Here is an 18167-nt window from a genome sequence, read left to right as displayed (position 1 = left end):
GCGATTTCACCGATGCGGCGCGCGTAGACCCGGCTCGACACTCCTGGCAACCCCACACGTTTCAGGAGGCATCATGCAGCGCACCCCGCGTCGCATCGCCACGGGTCTCACGGCCCTGGCCACCACGCTCCTTCTGTCACTCTCCCTCTCCCCCACACCCGCGCAGGCCGCCGCCCACAACCCCGTCGTCTTCGTGCACGGCCTGAGCAGCTCGGCGAGCAGCTGGGACGACTGGGCCGGCTACTTCAGGACCGACGGTTACGCCGCCGGTGAGCTGGACTCCTGGTCATACGACTGGGCCCAGTCGAACGTCACCACCGCCCAGCAGCTCGCGACCGAGATCAGAAACGTGCTCGCCCGCACGGGCGCCTCGAAGGTCGACCTGGTCGTCCACTCGATGGGCACGCTCAGCGCCCGCTACTACCTGAAGAACCTCGGCGGGACGTCGTACGTCGACGACTTCGTCTCGACGGCCGGCGTGAACCACGGCACGTCCACCGCTTCGTGGTGCGCGTGGCTGTACACCTCCTGCGCGGAGATGAACACCGGCAGCTCGTTCCTGACCTCGCTGAACTCCGGCGACGAGACCCCGGGCAGCGTGTCGTACGCCAGCTACTGGTCGAACTGCGACGACGCGCTCACGCCCGACACCACGGCGATCCTGAGCGGCGCGACGAACGTCGAGGTCGGGTGCGTCTCGCACACCGACATGAACAACGACCACGGCGTGTACGAGCAGGTCCGGGACTTCATCGGCTGAGCCCGGGGCCGCCCGGTCGGCGGCCTGAGCGAACAGCGGATGGTGCGCGGGCCCGGTAAGTGGGGACAATCAGGGTGAGTCGTTCCTGCCCGGGAGGTCCTCATGGCCCTGCGGTCCGCCGGTTCCGGCAAGGTGGCACGGGATGCCGTGCACCATCCGCTGTTCGCCCGCTGCTACGCCCGGATCAGCGTCAACGCCGAGACCCGGATGGGTATGGCCGGCATCCGCGACCGGCTGCTGACCGGGCTGTCCGGCCGGGTGATCGAGATCGGCGCCGGCAACGGTCTGAACTTCGCCCACTATCCGAGCTCCGTCTCGGAGGTGGTCGCCATCGAACCCGAGCGCCTGCTGCGCACGTTGGCGGTGGACGCCGGCCGGCGCGCCGAGGTGCCGGTGGACGTGGTGCCGGGCGCGGCGGAGGCTCTGCCGGTCAAGAGCGAGGCCTTCGACGCGGCGGTGCTGTCGCTGGTGATGTGCAGTGTCCGGGACGTGCCGCGTGCGCTCGGTGAGGTACGGCGGGTGCTCAGGCCCGGCGGTGTCGTGCGGTTTTTCGAGCACGGCCGGGGCGGCGGGCGCGCGATGCTCCTCACCCAGCGCGCGCTGGACCGGACGGTGTGGCCGCTGGTGAGCGGCGGCTGCCATGTGTCGCGCGATCCGGTCGCGGCGATCAGGGAGGCCGGCTTCGAACTCGGCCCGTACCGGCAGGTGATGATGCCGGAGAACGGGCCGACGCTCCCTTCGTCGTACTGCTTCCTGGGCACGGCGTGGCGGCCGCCGGTCAGCCATTAGTCACAGGCTCCACCGGCGCAGTTCCTGCGCGATGTCGTGCACGGTGGCCTCGCCGCTCTTCACCAGCCGGGCCAGGTCGCGCACCTGCTCGGGCGAGGTGACCACCTTCAGGCCGCTGGCGACCAGGTAGGCGTAGGCGACGGCGGACGCGAACATGGCGTTGGAGCGCTCCAACGCGGGGACGTGGACGAGCAGTTGGAGCAGGGACGCGGCTCGGGCGTGCGGGCTGTCGTAGACCGGGACGTCGAATATCCGGGCATCATGGCGTGCGACGGCCGCGACGAGGGCTCCCCAGTCGGTGACCTGGGGGTCCCCCGGCGTCCTCTTCTCGGCGAGCATGAGCAGCCAGGCAAGGTCGATGTTCAGTTCGTTCAACGGATCAGTGGCGACCTTCGCGCGGGCCCTCGCGGTCCTCCCCCACTCTCGGCTTCGCTCGAGCGGGGGCACCCCCATCGAACTCCTCGGCGAACACCGACTCGTACTGCTTCATGAAGTCGGCGGCGGCCTCCACGAACGTGTGGCCGACCTCGCCGGTGTCCTGCTTGACCAGTTCCTCGATGTAGCGGTTGACGCTCATGCCGCGGGCCACGGCGCGCTCACGGGCGGCGCGGGCCGTGCCCTCGTCCACTCTCACGTTCAGCTGGGTCTTCGCCATACCTCGAAGCTAGCGCGGTTGCGCTAGCACCGGCAAGGGCTTCGCCGCACGGCGAGAGGGTGCCCCTTACACCGATATCGGGGGCCCGACCTGGGGCGGAGAGCGACCGGGACCTCGGAGGGATACCCGGTGTGTGGTGGATCACATTACGCTCGGCGGGGATGAGTGTCGTTGCGTCCGTTCCGTGTAGGAGGCGGTCTTGTCCACAGCAGCTGCCCAGTACGTCCCGGGCCCCGCGTCGGCGGACGGGATCGCGGCCCGCGCCCGCGGCCTGACCAAGGCGTACGGCTCGGGTGAGACGACCGTGCTGGCCCTCGACGCGGTGGACGTCGACATCGCGCGCGGCCGCTTCACGGCGGTCATGGGCCCGTCCGGCTCCGGGAAGTCCACGCTGATGCACTGCCTCGCGGGCCTCGACAACGTCTCGGCGGGCCAGGTCTGGCTGGGCGACACCGAGATCACCGGACTGAAGGACCGCGAGCTGACCCGGCTGCGGCGGGACCGGATCGGGTTCATGTTCCAGTCGTTCAACCTCATCCCGACCCTGAACGCGGCCGAGAACATCACGCTGCCCATGGACATCGCGGGCAAGAAGCCCGACGAGAAGTGGCTGGACCAGGTCATCGACACCCTCGGGCTGCGGGACCGGCTGCGGCACCGGCCCTCCCAGCTCTCCGGCGGCCAGCAGCAGCGCGTCGCCTGCGCCCGCGCGCTCGCCTCCCGGCCGGAGCTGATCTTCGCCGACGAGCCGACCGGCAACCTCGACTCCCGGGCCGGTCTCGAGGTCCTCGGCTTCCTGCGCGAGGCCGTCGACCAGCTCGGGCAGACCGTCGTGATGGTCACCCACGACCCGGGCGCCGCCGCCCACTCCGACCTGGTGCTGTTCCTGGGCGACGGACGGATCGTGGACGAGATGGAGCGCCCGACGGCGGAGGCCGTACTGGAGCGGATGCGCCTGTTCGCCGGCGGGAACCCGCCAGGCGGCGACCGGACCCCTCCCCCAGAGCCGCCCGAGAAGGGCTGACCGGTGCTCAAGGCGACACTCAGGAGCTTCCTCGCGCACAAGGGCCGGCTGCTGCTGTCCGCCCTGGCGGTGATCCTCTCCGTGGCGTTCGTCGCGGGCAGCCTGATCTTCTCGGACACCGTCAGCCGTACCTTCGACCGGCTCTTCGCCTCGACCGCCGCCGACGTCACGGTCACTCCGAAGGAGACCTTCGACGAGACGATCCCCTCGGGCCGGACCCTGACCCTGCCGGCCTCGCTCGCCGACCGCCTCGCGAGGGTCCCCGGTGTCGCCGCGGCCCGTGCGGACGTGGACGTGGAGGGCCTCACGGTCGTCGACAAGGACCGCGAGTCGGTGGGCCCGACCACGGGCGCCCCCACGATCGGCACCGCCTGGAACCCGACCGAGCGCAGCCCCGTGGAGCTGACCTCCGGTCACGCCCCGAAGGGCGACGGGCAGGTGATGATCGACGCGGACACCGCCGACGACAAGGACGTAAGGATCGGCGACCGGCTGACGGTCATCGGGCAGGAGGGCTCCTTCCCGGTCGAGGTCGTCGGCATCGTCACGTTCACCACCACCAACCCCGGTGCCGCGCTGGTCTTCTTCGACACCCCGACCGCGCAGAGCAAGCTGATCGGCGACCCGAAGGGCGCCACCGGCATCACGCTGGACGCCGCCGACGGCGTCAGCGACCCCGAGCTCAAGCAGCGCGTGGCCGACGCGCTCGGCGGCGACCGCGGCGCCTACGAACTGCGCACCGCCGACGAGCAGGCCGAGTCGGACGTCGAGCAACTGGGCGGATTCCTCGACATCATCAAGTACGTGATGCTCGGCTTCGCCGGGGTCGCGGTCCTCGTCGGCGTGTTCCTGATCGTCAACACCTTCTCCATGCTGATCGCCCAGCGCACCCGTGAGCTGGGCCTGCTGCGGGCGCTGGGCGCGGACCGGCGCCAGGTGCGCCGCTCGGTGCTCACCGAGGCGCTGCTGCTGGGCCTGGTCGGCTCGACGGCGGGCCTCGCGGCCGGCATCGGACTGGCCGTCGGACTCATCGGGCTGATGGGTCTGCTGGGCATGAACATCCGCACGGACGAGATGGTCGTCGGCTGGGGCACGCCGGTGACCGCGTACGTCGTCGGCCTGGGCGTCACCTTCGTGGCCGCCTACCTCCCGGCCCGGCGCGCGGCCGGCGTCTCGCCGATGGCGGCCCTCGCGGACGCGGAGATCGCCGAGATCGGACGGCCGCTCCGGCTGCGCGCGATCCTCGGCGCGGTGATCGGGGCGGCCGGCGCGGCCGCCCTGGCCGGCTGTGCGACGGCGTCGAAGACCTCTTCGGCGGCGTCCCTGCTGGGCCTGGGTGTGCTGCTGACGCTGATCGCGACCGTGATCGCGGGGCCGCTGCTCGTCAGGCCGGTGATCCGGGTGCTCGGCGGGGCCTTCCCCGCGTTGTTCGGCTCGATCGGCCGGATGAGCCAGCGCAACGCCCTGCGCAATCCCCGCCGCACCGGCGCCACCGCGGCCGCCCTGATGGTGGGCCTCGCGCTGGTCGGCGGGATGTCGGTGGCGAGCGCCTCGATGACCAAGTCGTTCGACCAGCAGATCGACAAGACGCTGGGCGCCGACTTCGTTGTGCAGAACGGCAATTTCGTGCCGTTCCCGCGCGAGGTCACCGAGCGGATCCGCGACACCGAGGGCGTGGGGCTCGTCGTGCGCTCGCAGTTCGCGACGATCGCCGTACGCCTCCCGGACGGCGACCGTGTGAAGACGACCGCCGCGGCCTACGAGCCGCAGCTCGACAAGGTCGCCAACATCACCTACGCCCAGGGGGACTCCGCGGCCGCGCTCGCCGCCGGGCACCTCGCGATGGACAAGGACTTCGCCGGGGACCACGGTGTGCGGGTCGGCAACACCGTCCCCGTCGAGTTCCAGGGCGGCCGCACGGCCGAGCTGACGGTGGGCGCCCTCACCGACCAGGAGTCCGCGGACGGGTTCGGCAGTCAGGGCGGGATCTACTTCGGCCTGGCCACCCTCCAGAAGTACGCGCCGGGCGGGCAGGACGCGGCCGTCTACGTCAACGCCGCCGCCGGCACGAACGCGGACGACCTGCGGGCCGGGCTGGAGAAGGCACTCGACCCGTACCCGCAGGTGCAGGTCCGCGACATCGCCGACTACAAGGACCTGGTCCACGACCAGATCGCCGTGCTGCTCTACCTCGTGTACGCCCTGCTCGGGCTCGCGATCATCATCGCGGTGCTCGGCGTCGTCAACACGCTCGCCCTGTCGGTGGTGGAGCGCACCCGGGAGATCGGACTGCTGCGGGCCATCGGTCTTGCCAGGCGGCAGCTGCGCCGGATGATCCGGCTGGAGTCGGTGGTGATCGCGGTGTTCGGCGCGGTCCTGGGGCTCGCGCTGGGGCTGGTGTGGGGCGTGTGCACCCAGCAGGTGCTGGCGTTGCAGGGCATGACGGCGCTGGCGATCCCGTGGCCCACGATCGTCGCGGTGGTGATCGGCTCGGCCGTGGTGGGTGTCGTGGCGGCGTTGCTGCCCGCGCTGCGTGCATCGCGCATGAATGTGCTGGCGGCCATCGCGCACGAGTGATGGAATCGCGGCAGGCACTCAAGTCCCTTGCAGGTGAGGAGAGTTCGTGTCGCATCCGGTGAGCCCGCGTCCGTTCCGCTTCGGCGTCAATCTGATGACCTCCGCCCCTGCCGAGGAGTGGCGGGCCAAGTGCCGCCGGGCCGAGGAGCTCGGCTACGACGTGATCCTGGTCCCCGACCATCTGGGCATGCCCGCGCCGTTCCCGGCCCTGGTCGCGGCGGCGGAGGCGACCGAGCGGCCGCGCCTGGGCACGTTCGTGCTGAACGCGGGCCTGTGGAACCCGGCGCTGCTCGCCCGCGAGGTGGCGACGACGGACGCCCTGACCGGCGGGCGGCTGGAACTCGGGCTCGGCGCGGGCTACGTACAGGCGGAGCACGACTCGGCGGGGCTGCCCTTCGGCACCCCCGGCGAGCGCGTGGACCATCTGCGGCGCACCGTCGAGGAGCTGGACCGGCTGCTGGGGTCCGAGTCGTACGAGCCCCGGCCGGCGCAGCGGCCACGGGTGCCGCTGCTGGTCGGGGGCAATGGCGACCGGGTTCTGCGGCTGACCGCCGAGCACGCCGACATCGCGGCGTTCGGGGGCGCGTACCCGGACCCGAAGAGCTCGACCGGGCGGCTGATCCCCGTCACGGCCGACCGGCTCGACGAGCGGGTGGACCGGTACCGCGGGTTCGCGGCGGACCGTGCGGAGCCGGCCGAGCTGAACCTGCTCCTGCAGATGGTGACCGTGACGCAGGACCGTGAGGCCGTGGTCCAGCCCCTCCTGGACCGGGTCCCGGAGATCACGCTCGAGGAGGCGCTGGCCCTGCCCATCCTCCTGATCGGCACCCTGGAGCAGATCACCGCGCAGGTGCTCGCCCAGCGTGAGCGGTTCGGGTTCTCGTACCTGACCGTGCTGGAGCCATGCATGGAGGCGTTCGCGCCGGTGATCGAGAGGCTGCGCGGCAAGTAGCCGTCCGCATGCCGGAATTCGGCGCCGCGGCCCGCCGCCCGTGATGGGATCACGGCATGACTGATCTGCGGATACGGGCCGCGACGGCCGACGACCTCGACGCCGTGCTGGCCTTCTGGAAGACGGCCGCCGAGGGCACGAGCATCAGCGACGACCGGGACGGCGTGGAACGGCTGGTCGCCCGCGACCCCGAGGCGCTGATCCTGGCCGAGCTGGACGGTGAGCTGGTCGGCTCGGTGATCGCGGGCTTCGACGGCTGGCGGTGCCATCTGTACCGGCTGGCGGTGCACCCCGAGCGGCGGCGCCGGGGCATCGGCGCGGCGCTGCTCGAAGCGGCGGAGGAGCGGTTCGTACGGCTCGGCGGGCGCCGGGGCGACGCGATGGTGCTGAAGCGGAACGAGATCGCGCATCATGCCTGGCGCGCGGCCGGGTACACGCCCGAGGAGCACTGGCGGCGGTGGGTGAAGCCGCTCACAGACTGACTGCTTTGCCGATCCTTTACTATTGGTGAACCACTTCGGTCCTCCAATGAAAGGTGTGAGCGTCCGCCCATGGGCGAGCCTCCCAGTAGCAGACATCGAGCGATCCTCCCCACCCTGTCCGACCATGGGACGGAGGTGACCCGATGACCGAAGTGCTCCTCCTTCTGGTGGCGATCCTGCTGTCGCTCGCCTGCGGTGCCTTCGTCGCGGCCGAGTTCTCCCTGACCACCGTCGAGCGCGGTGAGCTGGAGCGGGCCGTGGAGCGCGGCGAGCGGGGCGCGGCCGGCGCCCTGAAGGCCGTACGGAACCTGACGTTCCAGCTCTCCGGCGCACAGCTCGGCATCACCGTCACCAACCTGGTCGTCGGCATGCTCGCTGAGCCCTCGATCGCCACGCTGCTCGCGGGCCCGCTGGAGTCGATGGGGATCTCCCGCTCGACGGCGAGCTCGATCGCGCTGGTCATCGGCACGGCCCTGTCGACCGTCGTCCTGATGGTCGTCGGCGAGCTGGTGCCCAAGAACTGGGCGATCTCCTCCCCGCTGGCCGTGGCCAAGCGGGTCGGCAACGCCCAGCGCTGGTTCAGCGCGATCTTCCGCCCGTTCATCACGCACCTGAACAACACGGCGAACCGCATCGTGCGCCGCTTCGGCGTGGAGCCCACCGAGGAGCTGGCGGCTGCCCGCGGCCCCCAGGAGCTGGCCGCCCTCGCGCGGCACTCCGCCCGGGAGGGCGCCCTGGAGGCGGACACCGCCGAGCTCTTCGTACGGACCCTGAACCTGGCCGACCTCACCGCGGAGAACGTGATGACGCCGCGCGTCCAGGTAGTCGCCCTCGACGCCCAGGCGACCTGCGAGGACGTGGCGAACGCGACCCGGGCGACCGGGCTGTCCCGGTTCCCGGTCTACCGCGGCAGCCTCGACGCGGTCGTGGGCACCGCGCACATCAAGGACATCCTCGCGGTACCGGCCGAGCGCCGGCCCCGCGTCCCCGTCTCCGAGCTGATGCGCGAGCCGCTGCTGGTCCCCGAGACGCTCACCGTCGACCGGCTCCTCGACCGGCTGTCCGGCAAGCGCACCATGGCCGTCGTCATCGACGAGTACGGCGGTACGGCCGGTGTCGCCACCCTCGAGGACATCGTCGAGGAGGTCGTCGGCGAGGTCCGCGACGAGCACGACCCGCACGAGACACCCGACCTCGCCCCCGCGGGCAGCGACGACCTGGGCCGGGCGCTGTTCTCGGCCGACGGCTCCGCACGGGTGGACCAGCTCGCACGCGTCGGCCTCAGGGCACCCGAAGGGCCGTACGAGACCCTGGCCGGTCTCGTCGCCAGCGAACTGGGCCGGATCCCCGCCGTGGGTGACCGCGTCGAGGTCGCCGGCTGGCAGCTCGACGTCGTGGACGCCGCCGGGCGCCGGGCCGCGCGGGTGCTGCTGCACGCGCCGCTGGACGACGCCGCCGCGAGCGAGAAGGAGGACGGGCGATGACCGCCGTACAGCTGTTCATCGGCTTTCTGACGCTGGTCGTCAACGCCTTCTTCGTGGGCGCCGAGTTCGCGCTGATCTCCGTGCGCCGCTCCCAGATCGAGCCGTACGCCGAGCAGGGCGACCGGCGCGCCAAGAGCGTGCTGTGGGGCTTGCAGCACGTGTCCGCCCTGATGGCGGCCGCACAGCTCGGCATCACGCTGTGCACGCTGGTGCTGGGTGTCGTCGCCGAACCGGCGATCGAGCACCTGCTGGAGCCGGTGTTCCACGCGGTCGGGGTGCCGGAGAGCGCCGGACGCGCGATCTCCTTCGCGATCGCCCTGGCGCTGGCCACCTACCTCCACATGTTGCTCGGCGAGATGGTGCCGAAGAACATCGCGCTGGCCGAGCCGGTGCGCAGCGCCCTGGCGCTCGGACCGCCGCTGGTCACGCTGGCCCGCGCGGTACGGCCGGTGATCTTCACGATCAACGCCTTCGCCAACATGCTCCTGAAGCTGCTGCGCGTCGAGACCAAGGACGAGGTCACGGCGACCTTCTCGGACGCGGAACTGGCACGGCTGGTGCGCGACTCCGGCGAGGCCGGGCTCATCGACGAGCGTGCGCGCGAGCGGCTGCACGACGCCCTGGAGCTGGGCCGCAGGCCCGTGCGTGACGTGGTCCTTCCGCTGGAACGCGTCGTCTACGCGCGCGTGGGCGTCACGCCGGAGGAGCTGGAGCGGCTGTCGGCCGAGTCCGGGTTCTCCCGCTTCCCGGTCGTCGACGACGGGCGCCGCATCGTCGGCTACCTGCATGTGAAGGACGCGCTGGACGCCGTCCAGCAGGACGTCCCGTTCCAGGTGGCGGACATGCGTCCGATCGCCCGGGTGCGGGAGAGCACACCGCTGGACGACGTGCTGACCGCGATGCGGGGCAGCCGCACTCATGTGGCGGCCGTGCTGGGCAGCGACGGGCTCCTGTCCGGCCTGGTGACCATGGAGGACGTGCTGCGGAAGCTGTTCGGACAGCGCGCCTGACGGTGGGGCCGAGTGGATGGTGTGCCCGGCTCATGCCCGACCGACCGGCGGGTATGGAGCCGGGATACCATTCCTGTCGCCATGCAGACGAACCCCACATACAGCAGCCTGGTCGCGGTCGGCGACTCCTTCACCGAGGGCATGTCGGACCTGCTCCCCGACGGCTCCTACCGAGGCTGGGCCGACCTCCTCGCCGGCCGGATGGCCGCCCGCACCCCCGGCTTCCGGTACGCCAACCTCGCGGTCCGCGGGAAGCTGATCGGGCAGATCGTCGAGGAACAGGTCGACGTGGCGGCCGCGATGAACGCCGATGTGATCACCCTCGTCGGCGGCCTCAACGACACCCTGCGCCCCAAGTGCGACATGGGGCGGGTGCGCGGCCTGCTGGAAGAGGCCGTCGAGAAGCTCGCCCCGGCGTGCCGGCAACTGGTGCTGATGCGCAGCCCGGGTCGCCAGGGCCCGGTCCTGGAGCGGTTCCGGTCGCGCATGGAGGAGCTGTTCGTCTGCGTCGAAGAGCTGGCCGAGCGGCACGGCGCGGTCGTCGTCGACCTCTACGGCGCCGCCTCACTCAGCGACCCCCGCATGTGGGACGTGGACCGGCTGCATCTGACGGCCGAGGGCCACCGCCGGGTCGCCGAGGCCGTGTGGCAGCGCCTGGGCTACGACCCCGAGGACACCGAGTGGCGGACGCCGATGCCGGCCACGGTGCCGCCGGGCTGGATGACGCGGCGGGTCACCGACGCACGATTCGCGCGTCAGTACCTGCTGCCCTGGATAGGCCGACGGCTGACGGGACGCTCCTCCGGAGACGGACTGCCGGCGAAGCGTCCCGAACTGCTGCCGTACGAGGGCCCGGCGGCGTAGGCCCGCAGGATCCCGGGCCTACGCCTGCCCCAGGGCGCCGGACCGCACGACCGCTACGTGTCGTGCGCCGACGCCCTGCGCACTACGACTGACGGGACGTGGCCCGGCTGCGCCGGTACAGGACGGTGCCGGCGACGAGCAGCGCACCGCTGGCGGCGATGCCGCCGATGACGCCCTCGGTTCCGATGCCCGTGTCGGGCATGTGGGGGTGGCCCGGCTTGCCCGGCCCCCTCTTGTCCGGCCCGTCACAGCCGTGGCCGTGGTCGTCTCCGTAGCCGCACTCGTGGTCGTCCCCGTAGCCGTGGTCGTCCCCGTAGCCGTGGTCGTCCCCGTAGCCGTGGTCGTCCCCGTAGCCGTGGTCGTCCCCGTAGCCGTGGTCGTCCCCGTAGCCGTGGTCGTTTCCGTAACCGTGGTCGCCGGGCTTGTCGTGCCCGTACCCGTGGTCGCTCGGCTTGTCGCTGCCGTAGCCGTAGCCGTGGTCCTTGGGCTTCTCGGAGCCGTAGCCGTGGTCGCTCGGCTTCTCGCTGCCGTAGCCGTGGTCCTTGGGCTTCTCGGAGCCGTAGCCATAGCCGTGGTCGGTCGGCTTCTCGGAGCCGTACCCGTGGTCCTTGGGCTTCTCGCTGCCGTAGCCGTACCCGTGGTCGGCCGGCTTCTCGGAGCCGTAGCCGTGGTCCTTCGGCTTCTCGGAGCCGTACCCGTGGTCCTTGGGCTTCTCGCTGCCGTAGCCATAGCCGTGGTCGGTCGGCTTCTCGCTGCCGTAGCCGTACCCGTGGTCGGCCGGCTTCTCGGAGCCGTATCCCTCGGAGCTCGGCGCGTCGGTGCCGTAGCCGGAGTTGCCGTGACCCGACGTCTCGCTGGAGGTGGGCCGAGGCAGATCCAGGTTGTCGAGCTTCTTCTGCACCTCCTGGAATTGGTCCTGCGCCTCGCCGAATTTCTCGTGCATGTTGCCGATTTTCTCGTCCAGCTGCTCGTTCAGCCCGTCCGAGTCCCAGGGATCCGAATGGCCCGGCAGTGCGGCGGCGGATTTCGCCACGGCTCCCTGCACGAGTGGGGCGGCGGACGCGCCTGTGCCGTACAGGGACAGGGCGCTCGTCGCGGCGGCGGCCGCGATCAATCCCCTGGTCAGAGCCTGTCGCATTGTCGTTCGTCTTTCTCTCGGGAGAAATGGGGAAGCCGACGCCGGTCATTGACGCGATGTCGTCGAATGCCGGGATCGGCTAGGTCGTGGGAGGAGCCGGGATGCCGCGCGCTCAAACTCGCCACGACTTGCAGACTATGAACGAAATGTGGAGGCCCCAGGAAACCGGGACGCGTCGATGTACTGGGAATTCACCCGATCGCCCGCGCCGATACCGTCCGTCTCGCGGACCGGGGCGACGGCCGCACGGGGAGCATCGCTGACCTGGGCCGCTCCGTCGGGGGCCCGCAGGACGCCGGGTAAACTCCGTACACGTGACTTCTGCGCCCGCCAAGCCCCGCATCCCGAACGTCCTCGCCGGACGCTACGCCTCCACCGAGCTCGCCACGCTCTGGTCCCCCGAGGAGAAGGTGAAGCTCGAGCGCCGGCTCTGGCTCGCCGTACTGCGGGCCCAGAAGGACCTCGGCATCGAGGTGCCGGACGAGGCGATCGCCGACTACGAGCGCGTCCTCGACACCGTCGACCTGGCCTCGATCGCCGAGCGCGAGAAGGTCACGCGGCACGACGTGAAGGCGCGGATCGAGGAGTTCAACGACCTCGCCGGGCACGAGCACGTCCACAAGGGCATGACGTCCCGCGACCTCACGGAGAACGTCGAGCAGCTCCAGGTCCGGCTCTCGCTGGAGCTGGTGCGCGACCGTACGGTGGCCGTGCTGGCGCGCCTCGGCAAGCTGGCAGGCGAGTACGGCGAGCTGGTCATGGCCGGCCGCTCGCACAACGTCGCCGCGCAGGCCACGACGCTGGGCAAGCGGTTCGCGACCGCCGCCGACGAGCTGCTCGTGGCGTACGGCCGGGTCGAGGAGCTGCTTGCCCGCTACCCGCTGCGCGGCATCAAGGGCCCGGTCGGCACGGCACAGGACATGCTGGACCTGCTGGGCGGGGACGCCTCGAAGCTCGCCGAGCTGGAGGACCGAATCGCCCGGCACCTGGGCTTCTCGCAGGCGTTCACCTCGGTCGGCCAGGTCTACCCGCGCTCGCTGGACTACGAGGTCGTGACCGCGCTGGTGCAGCTGGCGGCGGCGCCGTCCTCGCTGGCCAAGACGGTCCGGCTGATGGCCGGGCACGAGCTGGTCACCGAGGGCTTCAAGCCGGGCCAGGTCGGCTCCTCCGCGATGCCGCACAAGATGAACACGCGGTCGTGCGAGCGCGTCAACGGCCTCATGGTCATCCTGCGCGGCTACGCCTCGATGACCGGCGAGCTGGCGGGCGACCAGTGGAACGAGGGCGACGTGTCCTGCTCGGTGGTGCGCCGGGTCGCGCTGCCGGACGCGTTCTTCGCGCTGGACGGCCTGCTGGAGACGTTCCTGACGGTGCTGGACGAGTTCGGGGCGTTCCCGGCCGTCGTGGCCCGCGAGCTGGACCGCTACCTCCCCTTCCTCGCCACCACCAAGGTGCTGATGGGCGCGGTGCGCGCGGGCGTCGGCCGTGAGGTCGCGCACGAGGCGATCAAGGAGAACGCCGTCGCCTCCGCGCTGGCGATGCGCGAGCAGGGTGCCGAGCGCAACGAGCTGCTCGACAAGCTGGCCGCCGACGAGCGGATCCCGCTGGACCGTGCCGGGCTGGACGCGCTGATGGCCGACAAGCTGTCCTTCACGGGTGCCGCGGCGGACCAGGTCGGCGTGGTCGTCGGCCGGATCGAGGAGATCGTGAAGCAGCGCCCGGAGGCCGCCGGTTACACGCCCGGGGCCATCCTCTGACGCCTCTCCCGGTATGACTCGCTTCACGCAGGAGCAGCTGGCGGCCGCCCGTGACCGACTCGTCCCCGATGTCGTCGCGGACGGCCTCCATGTGCTGTTCTGCGGTATCAACCCGGGTCTGATGACGGCCGCGACCGGCCATCACTTCGCCCGCCCCGGCAACCGCTTCTGGCCGGTGCTGCATCTGTCCGGCTTCACACCGAGGCTCTTGAAGCCGTCGGAGCAGGATGAGTTGCTCTCGTACGGGCTCGGCATCACGAACGTCGTCGCGCGGGCGACCGCACGGGCCGACGAACTGAGCGCGCAGGAGTACCGGGAGGGCGGGCGGCTGCTCGCGACGAAGGTGGGGCGGCTGCGGCCGCGTTGGCTGGCCGTCGTCGGGGTCACCGCCTACCGGGCGGCTTTCGACGACCGCAAGGCGCAGGTGGGTCCCCAGGAGCGGACGATCGGGGACACGCGCGTGTGGGTCCTGCCGAACCCGAGCGGGCTGAACGCGCATTGGACTGCGGCGACGATGGCGGAGGAATACGGGCGGCTGCGGGTGGCGGCGGACGACACCTGACGGGGCGCTCCGGTCGGTCAGGTCAGGTGGTCACGGCGGGTCGGTTTCCGTCGCCACAGCTATGAGCTTCACGTCGTCGGACTCGTCGCGGTCGGCGACAGCCAGCACCAGCCAACGGCCCGTGCCCACCGCTTCCCAGACGTAGGCCACGCGGACGCGTTTGCCGAGCAACGCCCAGGGCTCGGGTATCTCCTCGTCCGCGGTGCGCAGCAAGGTGGTCTGGCCGTTCCACGGGGGCTTCTCCCCCCACCGCGCGGCGAGCGGTTCGTGGAGTGCGTCGCGGTACTTCTCGAACTGCTCCACCGTCGATGCCCGTGTCCCGCAGTCGCCGTGGCTGCTCTCTAACACGGCGAGGTGGTACCCGGGTCCGCTCTCGCCGCCCTCGTACGTGCTGTGTTCCGCCGTGAACGGGCGGGAGCACAACTCGTCGACGAGGGCGATGTGCCGCGCGATGTTCATGGGGTCCAGTAAACCCGGCCGCACTGACAATTGGCGTGCCGTCAGGCGTCCCGGCGCCGCACGCTCCAGACCCCCGCCAGCAGGGCGGCAGCCGTCCAGAGCGCGGTCACCGCCAGGCCCGACCACGGTCCGAGGGTGCCGTCGTAGGTCTGGTGCAGGACGATCTGGCCGGCCTTGTCGGGCAGGTAGTCGGCCACGGTGCCCACGGCGTCGCCGACGACGAAGGACACCACGAGGATGAACGGGATGAGGACGGACAGGGTGGCGACCCCGCTGCGGAGCACGGCGGTGAGACCGGCCGCGAACAGGGCCATGAGCATGAGGTAGACACCGCAGCCGAGAACGCCTCGCACCTGCTGGGCAGTTGTGAGTCCGTTCGCCGCCGAGCCGAGTCCCGCGCGGGCGACGGCCAGTGCCGCGAGGGCGGTGACCAGTCCGACGAGCAGGGCCGGTACCGCGATGGCCGTCATCTTGGCGGCGAACCACCGCCCGCGCCGCGGCACCGCGGCGAGTGTCAGCCGGAGGGCGCCGCCGTGGTACTCCGACGACACCGCCATGGCGCCGAACGAGACGGCGGCGATCTGGCCGGGCAGGACCCCGAAGAACGAGGTGAACAAGGGGTCGAAGTCGGGGTCGGAGCTCCCGTCGGCTCCGGCCAGCGCTGCGAACGCCGTGGTCACCGCGAACAGCGCAAGCAGCGATCCCGGCAGCGAGCGCAGCGTACGGATCTTGAGCCATTCCGCATGGAGTACGGGCGTGAATGCCATGATCAGGCCTCCTGGGGCTGTGCGGTGAACTCGGTCTCGCCGGCCGTCAGATCGAGGTAGGCCTGTTCCAAGGTGCCCTCCTCCGAGGCGAGTTCGAGGAGCGGGACGCCTGCCTCGGAGGCGAGCCGGCCGATGTCGTCCACGCGTGCGTGGCGCACGATCCAGTGCCCGTCCTCGTGCTGGACGGCGTCGTGCCCGTGCCGGGCGAGCGCGGTCCTGAGCGCGGTGGCGTCCGGGGTGCGGACGCGGACACGGGGTTCCACGCGTGCGTGGATGAACTCGCGCATCGGGGTGTCCGCCAGGAGACGCCCGCGGCCGAGGACCACCAGGTGATCGGCGAAGGACGCGGTCTCGTTCATGAGGTGGCTGGAGACCAGCACCGTGCGCCCCTCCTCCGCCAGGCGGCGCAGCAGGCCGCGGATCCAGATGATGCCTTCCGGGTCCAGGCCGTTGGACGGTTCGTCGAGCATGACGACCTCGGGATCGCCGAGCAGCGCCCCGGCGATGCCGAGCCGCTGGCGCATGCCGAGCGAGTACGTCTTCACCCGGCGACGGGCCACGGACGACAGCCCCGTCTCCTGGAGCACCTCGTCGACCCGGCGGTCCGGGATGCGGTTGCTCGCCGCCAGGACACGCAGATGGTCACGGCCGGTGCGCGAGCCGTGGGCCGCCTGGGCGTCCAGCAACGCGCCCACGTGGCGCAGGGGTTCGTTCAGGGTCGCGTAGGCCCGGCCGCCGACGGTGGCGGTGCCGGAGGTCGGCCGGTCGAGGCCGAGCACGAGTCGCATGGTGGTGGACTTCCCGGCGCCGTTGGGGCCGAGGAAACCGGTCACGCGGCCGGGGAGGACGGTGCAGGTGAGGTCGTCCACGGCGCGCCGGGTGCCGTACTCCTTGGTGAGTGCCTGGATCTCGATGCTGGTCATGGCATCAGCCTGGCCGCGGGGGCCGGTCCGGGCCCTCCCCCGCCGGTGGAGATCGTCTCCCCCGTGCGGGGGAGGTCCGTTGTCAGTGGTGGCTGGCACGATGACGAAATGGTCCGCTTGCTGCGCCCGTTCGGCCGGGCGGTGACGTACACACGACTGCTGCACCTGATCATCGCCATCGTGTGGCCCGCCATGCTGCTGTTCGTCCGGGAGGAGTGGTGGACCTGGGTGGTGGCCGCCGCACTGCTGGCGCCGGCGGGCCTGGTGCCCGCGATGCGGACCGTGGAGGGGCTCCAGGCCAGGCTGTTGCTGACCGGTCAGCGGCACGACCGGGGCGGCAACGACATCGTCGTCGCACCGTCCGCCTCCTGGGGCGACCGGGGACGAGTCGTCGTGTGGCTGGAGGCGCGACTGGTGCTCGGCTGCGTGGCCACGACCCTCGCCGCCCAACTGCTGTTCTTCATCGTGGACTTGATCGCGGCGCCGTTCGGCGGGGACGACACCGATGCCGACCTGTTCGTCCTCGCCGGTCACGCCTGGTGGCACGTCCTGCTCGTGCCCGTGCCGCTGGCCGCCCTCGCGGGGACGGTCGTGGCCTCGGGACATCTCGTCACCGCGCTCGCGCTGCGCCTGCTGGGCCCGTCCCCGGCCGAGCGCCTCGCCGCCCTGGAGGAACGCACCGAACAGCTCCTGGAACGCACGCGCATCGCCCGCGAACTGCACGACTCCATCGGCCATGCCCTGACCGTGGCGGTCGTGCAGGCGGGTGCGGCCCGCGCGGCCGGTGATCCGGCCTTCACCGACCGGGCCCTGGCCGCCATCGAGGACACCGGCCGGGCCGCCCTGGAGGACCTGGAGCGGGTCCTCGGCGTGCTGCGGGAGTCCGAGCGGCCCGTCAGCAGCCGTCCTACGCTCACGGACGCCGACCGTCTGCTGGAGTCCGCGCGGGCCTCCGGCACCAAGGTCGACGTCGAGATGACGGGGCCGTTGGACACCGTGCCGGGGCCGGTCTCCCGGGAGGGCTATCGCATCCTCCAGGAGTCGCTGACGAATGTGCTGCGCCACGGGGGTTCCGTGCCGGCGCGGGTGCGCATCGGGGTCGCGGACGGCACGCTCACCCTCGACATCCGCAATCCCCTGACCGCCGAGATACCCGGGCCCGGCAGGGGCAGCGGCCTGCGTGGCATACGCGAGCGGGCGGCCATGCTGGGCGGACACGCGCTGACCGGTCCCGCCGAGGGTGACTGGCAGGTGCATGTGGAGCTGCCGGTGAGTTGATCTAGGCTGACCGGATGCCGGTCACCGTTCTCCTCGTCGACGACGAACCCCTCGTACGCGCGGGTCTGCGGGCCGTGTTGGAGGCGCAGCCCGACATCGAGGTCGTCGGGGAGGCGGCCGACGGGGCCGCGGTGATTCCGCTGGTGCGGCAACTGCGGCCCGACGTCGTCGCCATGGACGTGCGCATGCCGCTGCTGGACGGGATCGAGGCCACGCGCGCGGTGCTGCGGACGGTGGACGAGCCGCCGAAGATCCTCGTCGTCACGACCTTCGAGAACGACGAGTACGTAAACGAAGCGCTGCGCGCCGGTGCCGACGGCTTCCTGCTGAAGCGGGCCCGGCCGGCCGAGATCGTGCACGCGGTGCGGCTGGTCGCCGAGGGCGAGTCGCTGCTGTTCCCGGCCTCGGTGCGGCAACTGGCCGCGCAGTACGGCGACGACGGCGGGAACCGGGCGGCACGCGCCCAGCTGGAGCGGGCGCGGCTGACCGAGCGGGAGGCCGAGGTGCTGCGGCTGATGGCGCGGGGGCTGTCGAACGCGGAGATCGCCGCCCGGCTGGTGGTGGGGACGGAGACGGTGAAGTCGCATGTGAGTGCCGTCCTGGCGAAACTGGGGGCACGCGATCGCACGCAGGCGGTGATCACGGCGTTCGAGTCGGGGTTCGTGGCACCGGGGTGATCCACCCGG

The 18167-nt window shown here is 71.4% G+C and carries 19 protein-coding genes; 13 read left to right on the top strand and 6 right to left on the bottom strand.

Features of this window, described 5'->3' with window-relative positions; translation table 11 throughout:
* Positions 1 to 73: 73 nt before the first annotated feature.
* A complete protein-coding gene (locus CP983_RS37165; protein ID WP_150504494.1) occupies positions 74 to 760 on the top strand; it encodes an esterase/lipase family protein in 687 nt (228 codons plus the stop codon).
* A gap of 102 nt (positions 761 to 862) precedes the next feature.
* Positions 863 to 1549, top strand: a complete 687-nt coding sequence (locus tag CP983_RS37160; protein WP_150504492.1) for a class I SAM-dependent methyltransferase — start codon at positions 863 to 865, stop codon at positions 1547 to 1549.
* Here CP983_RS37160 and CP983_RS37155 read toward each other — a convergent pair whose 3' ends face one another.
* Both CP983_RS37155 and CP983_RS37150 read right to left on the bottom strand, forming a co-directional pair.
* Positions 1550 to 1924: a fic family toxin-antitoxin system, toxin component gene (locus CP983_RS37155; RefSeq protein WP_150504490.1), complete on the bottom strand. Its 375-nt coding sequence runs from the start codon at positions 1922 to 1924 to the stop codon at positions 1550 to 1552. It lies immediately after the preceding gene.
* Positions 1925 to 1928: 4 nt separating this feature from the next.
* Positions 1929 to 2204 carry a toxin-antitoxin system HicB family antitoxin gene (locus tag CP983_RS37150; RefSeq protein ID WP_150504489.1) on the bottom strand — a complete coding sequence of 92 codons (276 nt, stop codon included), beginning with the start codon at positions 2202 to 2204 and terminating at the stop codon, positions 1929 to 1931.
* 199 nt (positions 2205 to 2403) lie between these two features.
* Between CP983_RS37150 and CP983_RS37145 the strand changes: the two genes are divergently transcribed.
* From CP983_RS37145 to CP983_RS37115, 7 genes are all read left to right on the top strand, one after another.
* Entirely contained in the window at positions 2404 to 3228 is an 825-nt protein-coding gene (locus CP983_RS37145; RefSeq protein ID WP_150504487.1) for an ABC transporter ATP-binding protein, read from the top strand.
* A gap of 3 nt (positions 3229 to 3231) precedes the next feature.
* Positions 3232 to 5805 carry an ABC transporter permease gene (locus CP983_RS37140; RefSeq protein ID WP_150504485.1) on the top strand — a complete coding sequence of 858 codons (2574 nt, stop codon included), beginning with the start codon at positions 3232 to 3234 and terminating at the stop codon, positions 5803 to 5805.
* 46 nt (positions 5806 to 5851) lie between these two features.
* Positions 5852 to 6757, top strand: a complete 906-nt coding sequence (locus CP983_RS37135) for an LLM class F420-dependent oxidoreductase (RefSeq protein WP_150504483.1) — start codon at positions 5852 to 5854, stop codon at positions 6755 to 6757.
* A gap of 56 nt (positions 6758 to 6813) precedes the next feature.
* Complete coding sequence (locus CP983_RS37130) at positions 6814 to 7239, top strand: GNAT family N-acetyltransferase (protein ID WP_107912098.1); 426 nt, start codon at positions 6814 to 6816, stop codon at positions 7237 to 7239.
* 143 nt (positions 7240 to 7382) lie between these two features.
* Positions 7383 to 8723 carry a hemolysin family protein gene (locus CP983_RS37125; protein WP_150504482.1) on the top strand — a complete coding sequence of 447 codons (1341 nt, stop codon included), beginning with the start codon at positions 7383 to 7385 and terminating at the stop codon, positions 8721 to 8723.
* Positions 8720 to 9733 carry a hemolysin family protein gene (locus tag CP983_RS37120; RefSeq protein WP_107912100.1) on the top strand — a complete coding sequence of 338 codons (1014 nt, stop codon included), beginning with the start codon at positions 8720 to 8722 and terminating at the stop codon, positions 9731 to 9733. The genes CP983_RS37125 and CP983_RS37120 overlap by 4 nt, the downstream gene beginning before the upstream one ends.
* Positions 9734 to 9814: 81 nt before the next feature.
* On the top strand, positions 9815 to 10597 hold the full coding sequence (locus CP983_RS37115) for an SGNH/GDSL hydrolase family protein (RefSeq protein ID WP_150504480.1): 783 nt from the start codon (positions 9815 to 9817) through the stop codon (positions 10595 to 10597).
* Between the two features lie 82 nt (positions 10598 to 10679).
* On the opposite strand, the gene CP983_RS37110 is transcribed toward CP983_RS37115, so the two are convergent.
* Positions 10680 to 11735, bottom strand: coding sequence for a hypothetical protein (locus CP983_RS37110; protein WP_150504478.1), 1056 nt, complete (start codon positions 11733 to 11735; stop codon positions 10680 to 10682).
* 314 nt (positions 11736 to 12049) lie between these two features.
* Here CP983_RS37110 and purB point away from each other — a divergent pair, with 314 nt between their 5' ends.
* Together purB and mug are read left to right on the top strand one after the other, a co-directional pair.
* On the top strand, positions 12050 to 13492 hold the full coding sequence (purB, locus tag CP983_RS37105; protein WP_150504476.1) for an adenylosuccinate lyase: 1443 nt from the start codon (positions 12050 to 12052) through the stop codon (positions 13490 to 13492).
* A gap of 13 nt (positions 13493 to 13505) precedes the next feature.
* Positions 13506 to 14054, top strand: coding sequence for a G/U mismatch-specific DNA glycosylase (gene mug / locus CP983_RS37100; protein WP_150504474.1), 549 nt, complete (start codon positions 13506 to 13508; stop codon positions 14052 to 14054).
* 30 nt (positions 14055 to 14084) lie between these two features.
* Here mug and CP983_RS37095 read toward each other — a convergent pair whose 3' ends face one another.
* The 3 genes from CP983_RS37095 to CP983_RS37085 are packed head-to-tail and all read right to left on the bottom strand — an operon-like array spanning position 14085 to position 16203.
* A complete protein-coding gene (locus CP983_RS37095; protein WP_125526702.1) occupies positions 14085 to 14513 on the bottom strand; it encodes a hypothetical protein in 429 nt (142 codons plus the stop codon).
* 41 nt (positions 14514 to 14554) lie between these two features.
* Positions 14555 to 15280, bottom strand: coding sequence for an ABC transporter permease (locus tag CP983_RS37090; RefSeq protein WP_150504472.1), 726 nt, complete (start codon positions 15278 to 15280; stop codon positions 14555 to 14557).
* A 2-nt stretch (positions 15281 to 15282) separates the two neighbouring features.
* The gene (locus CP983_RS37085) at positions 15283 to 16203 is read right to left on the bottom strand and encodes an ABC transporter ATP-binding protein (RefSeq protein WP_150504470.1); all 921 of its coding nucleotides are present in this window, start codon (positions 16201 to 16203) and stop codon (positions 15283 to 15285) included.
* 108 nt (positions 16204 to 16311) lie between these two features.
* Between CP983_RS37085 and CP983_RS37080 the strand changes: the two genes are divergently transcribed.
* Together CP983_RS37080 and CP983_RS37075 are read left to right on the top strand one after the other, a co-directional pair.
* A complete protein-coding gene (locus CP983_RS37080; RefSeq protein ID WP_150504469.1) occupies positions 16312 to 17481 on the top strand; it encodes a sensor histidine kinase in 1170 nt (389 codons plus the stop codon).
* Positions 17482 to 17495: 14 nt separating this feature from the next.
* Complete coding sequence (locus CP983_RS37075; RefSeq protein ID WP_150504467.1) at positions 17496 to 18158, top strand: response regulator transcription factor; 663 nt, start codon at positions 17496 to 17498, stop codon at positions 18156 to 18158.
* The last annotated feature ends 9 nt before the right edge of the window (positions 18159 to 18167 follow it).

Source organism: Streptomyces chartreusis, assembly GCF_008704715.1.
GTDB classification, from domain to species: domain Bacteria; phylum Actinomycetota; class Actinomycetes; order Streptomycetales; family Streptomycetaceae; genus Streptomyces; species Streptomyces chartreusis.
This window is presented reverse-complemented; position numbering and strand designations above follow the sequence as displayed.

Bases quoted from the DNA above. Each gene is read 5' to 3' on its own strand.
- CP983_RS37080 (WP_150504469.1), top strand. From the start codon at position 16,312: ATGGTCCGCTTGCTGCGCCCGTTCGGCCGGGCGGTGACGTACACACGA.
- CP983_RS37095 (WP_125526702.1), bottom strand. From the start codon at position 14,513: ATGAACATCGCGCGGCACATCGCCCTCGTCGACGAGTTGTGCTCCCGC.
- CP983_RS37150 (WP_150504489.1), bottom strand. From the start codon at position 2,204: ATGGCGAAGACCCAGCTGAACGTGAGAGTGGACGAGGGCACGGCCCGC.
- CP983_RS37085 (WP_150504470.1), bottom strand. From the start codon at position 16,203: ATGACCAGCATCGAGATCCAGGCACTCACCAAGGAGTACGGCACCCGG.
- mug (WP_150504474.1), top strand. From the start codon at position 13,506: ATGACTCGCTTCACGCAGGAGCAGCTGGCGGCCGCCCGTGACCGACTC.
- CP983_RS37115 (WP_150504480.1), top strand. From the start codon at position 9,815: ATGCAGACGAACCCCACATACAGCAGCCTGGTCGCGGTCGGCGACTCC.
- CP983_RS37075 (WP_150504467.1), top strand. From the start codon at position 17,496: ATGCCGGTCACCGTTCTCCTCGTCGACGACGAACCCCTCGTACGCGCG.
- CP983_RS37130 (WP_107912098.1), top strand. From the start codon at position 6,814: ATGACTGATCTGCGGATACGGGCCGCGACGGCCGACGACCTCGACGCC.
- CP983_RS37165 (WP_150504494.1), top strand. From the start codon at position 74: ATGCAGCGCACCCCGCGTCGCATCGCCACGGGTCTCACGGCCCTGGCC.
- CP983_RS37110 (WP_150504478.1), bottom strand. From the start codon at position 11,735: ATGCGACAGGCTCTGACCAGGGGATTGATCGCGGCCGCCGCCGCGACG.
- CP983_RS37125 (WP_150504482.1), top strand. From the start codon at position 7,383: ATGACCGAAGTGCTCCTCCTTCTGGTGGCGATCCTGCTGTCGCTCGCC.
- CP983_RS37120 (WP_107912100.1), top strand. From the start codon at position 8,720: ATGACCGCCGTACAGCTGTTCATCGGCTTTCTGACGCTGGTCGTCAAC.
- CP983_RS37160 (WP_150504492.1), top strand. From the start codon at position 863: ATGGCCCTGCGGTCCGCCGGTTCCGGCAAGGTGGCACGGGATGCCGTG.
- CP983_RS37090 (WP_150504472.1), bottom strand. From the start codon at position 15,280: ATGGCATTCACGCCCGTACTCCATGCGGAATGGCTCAAGATCCGTACG.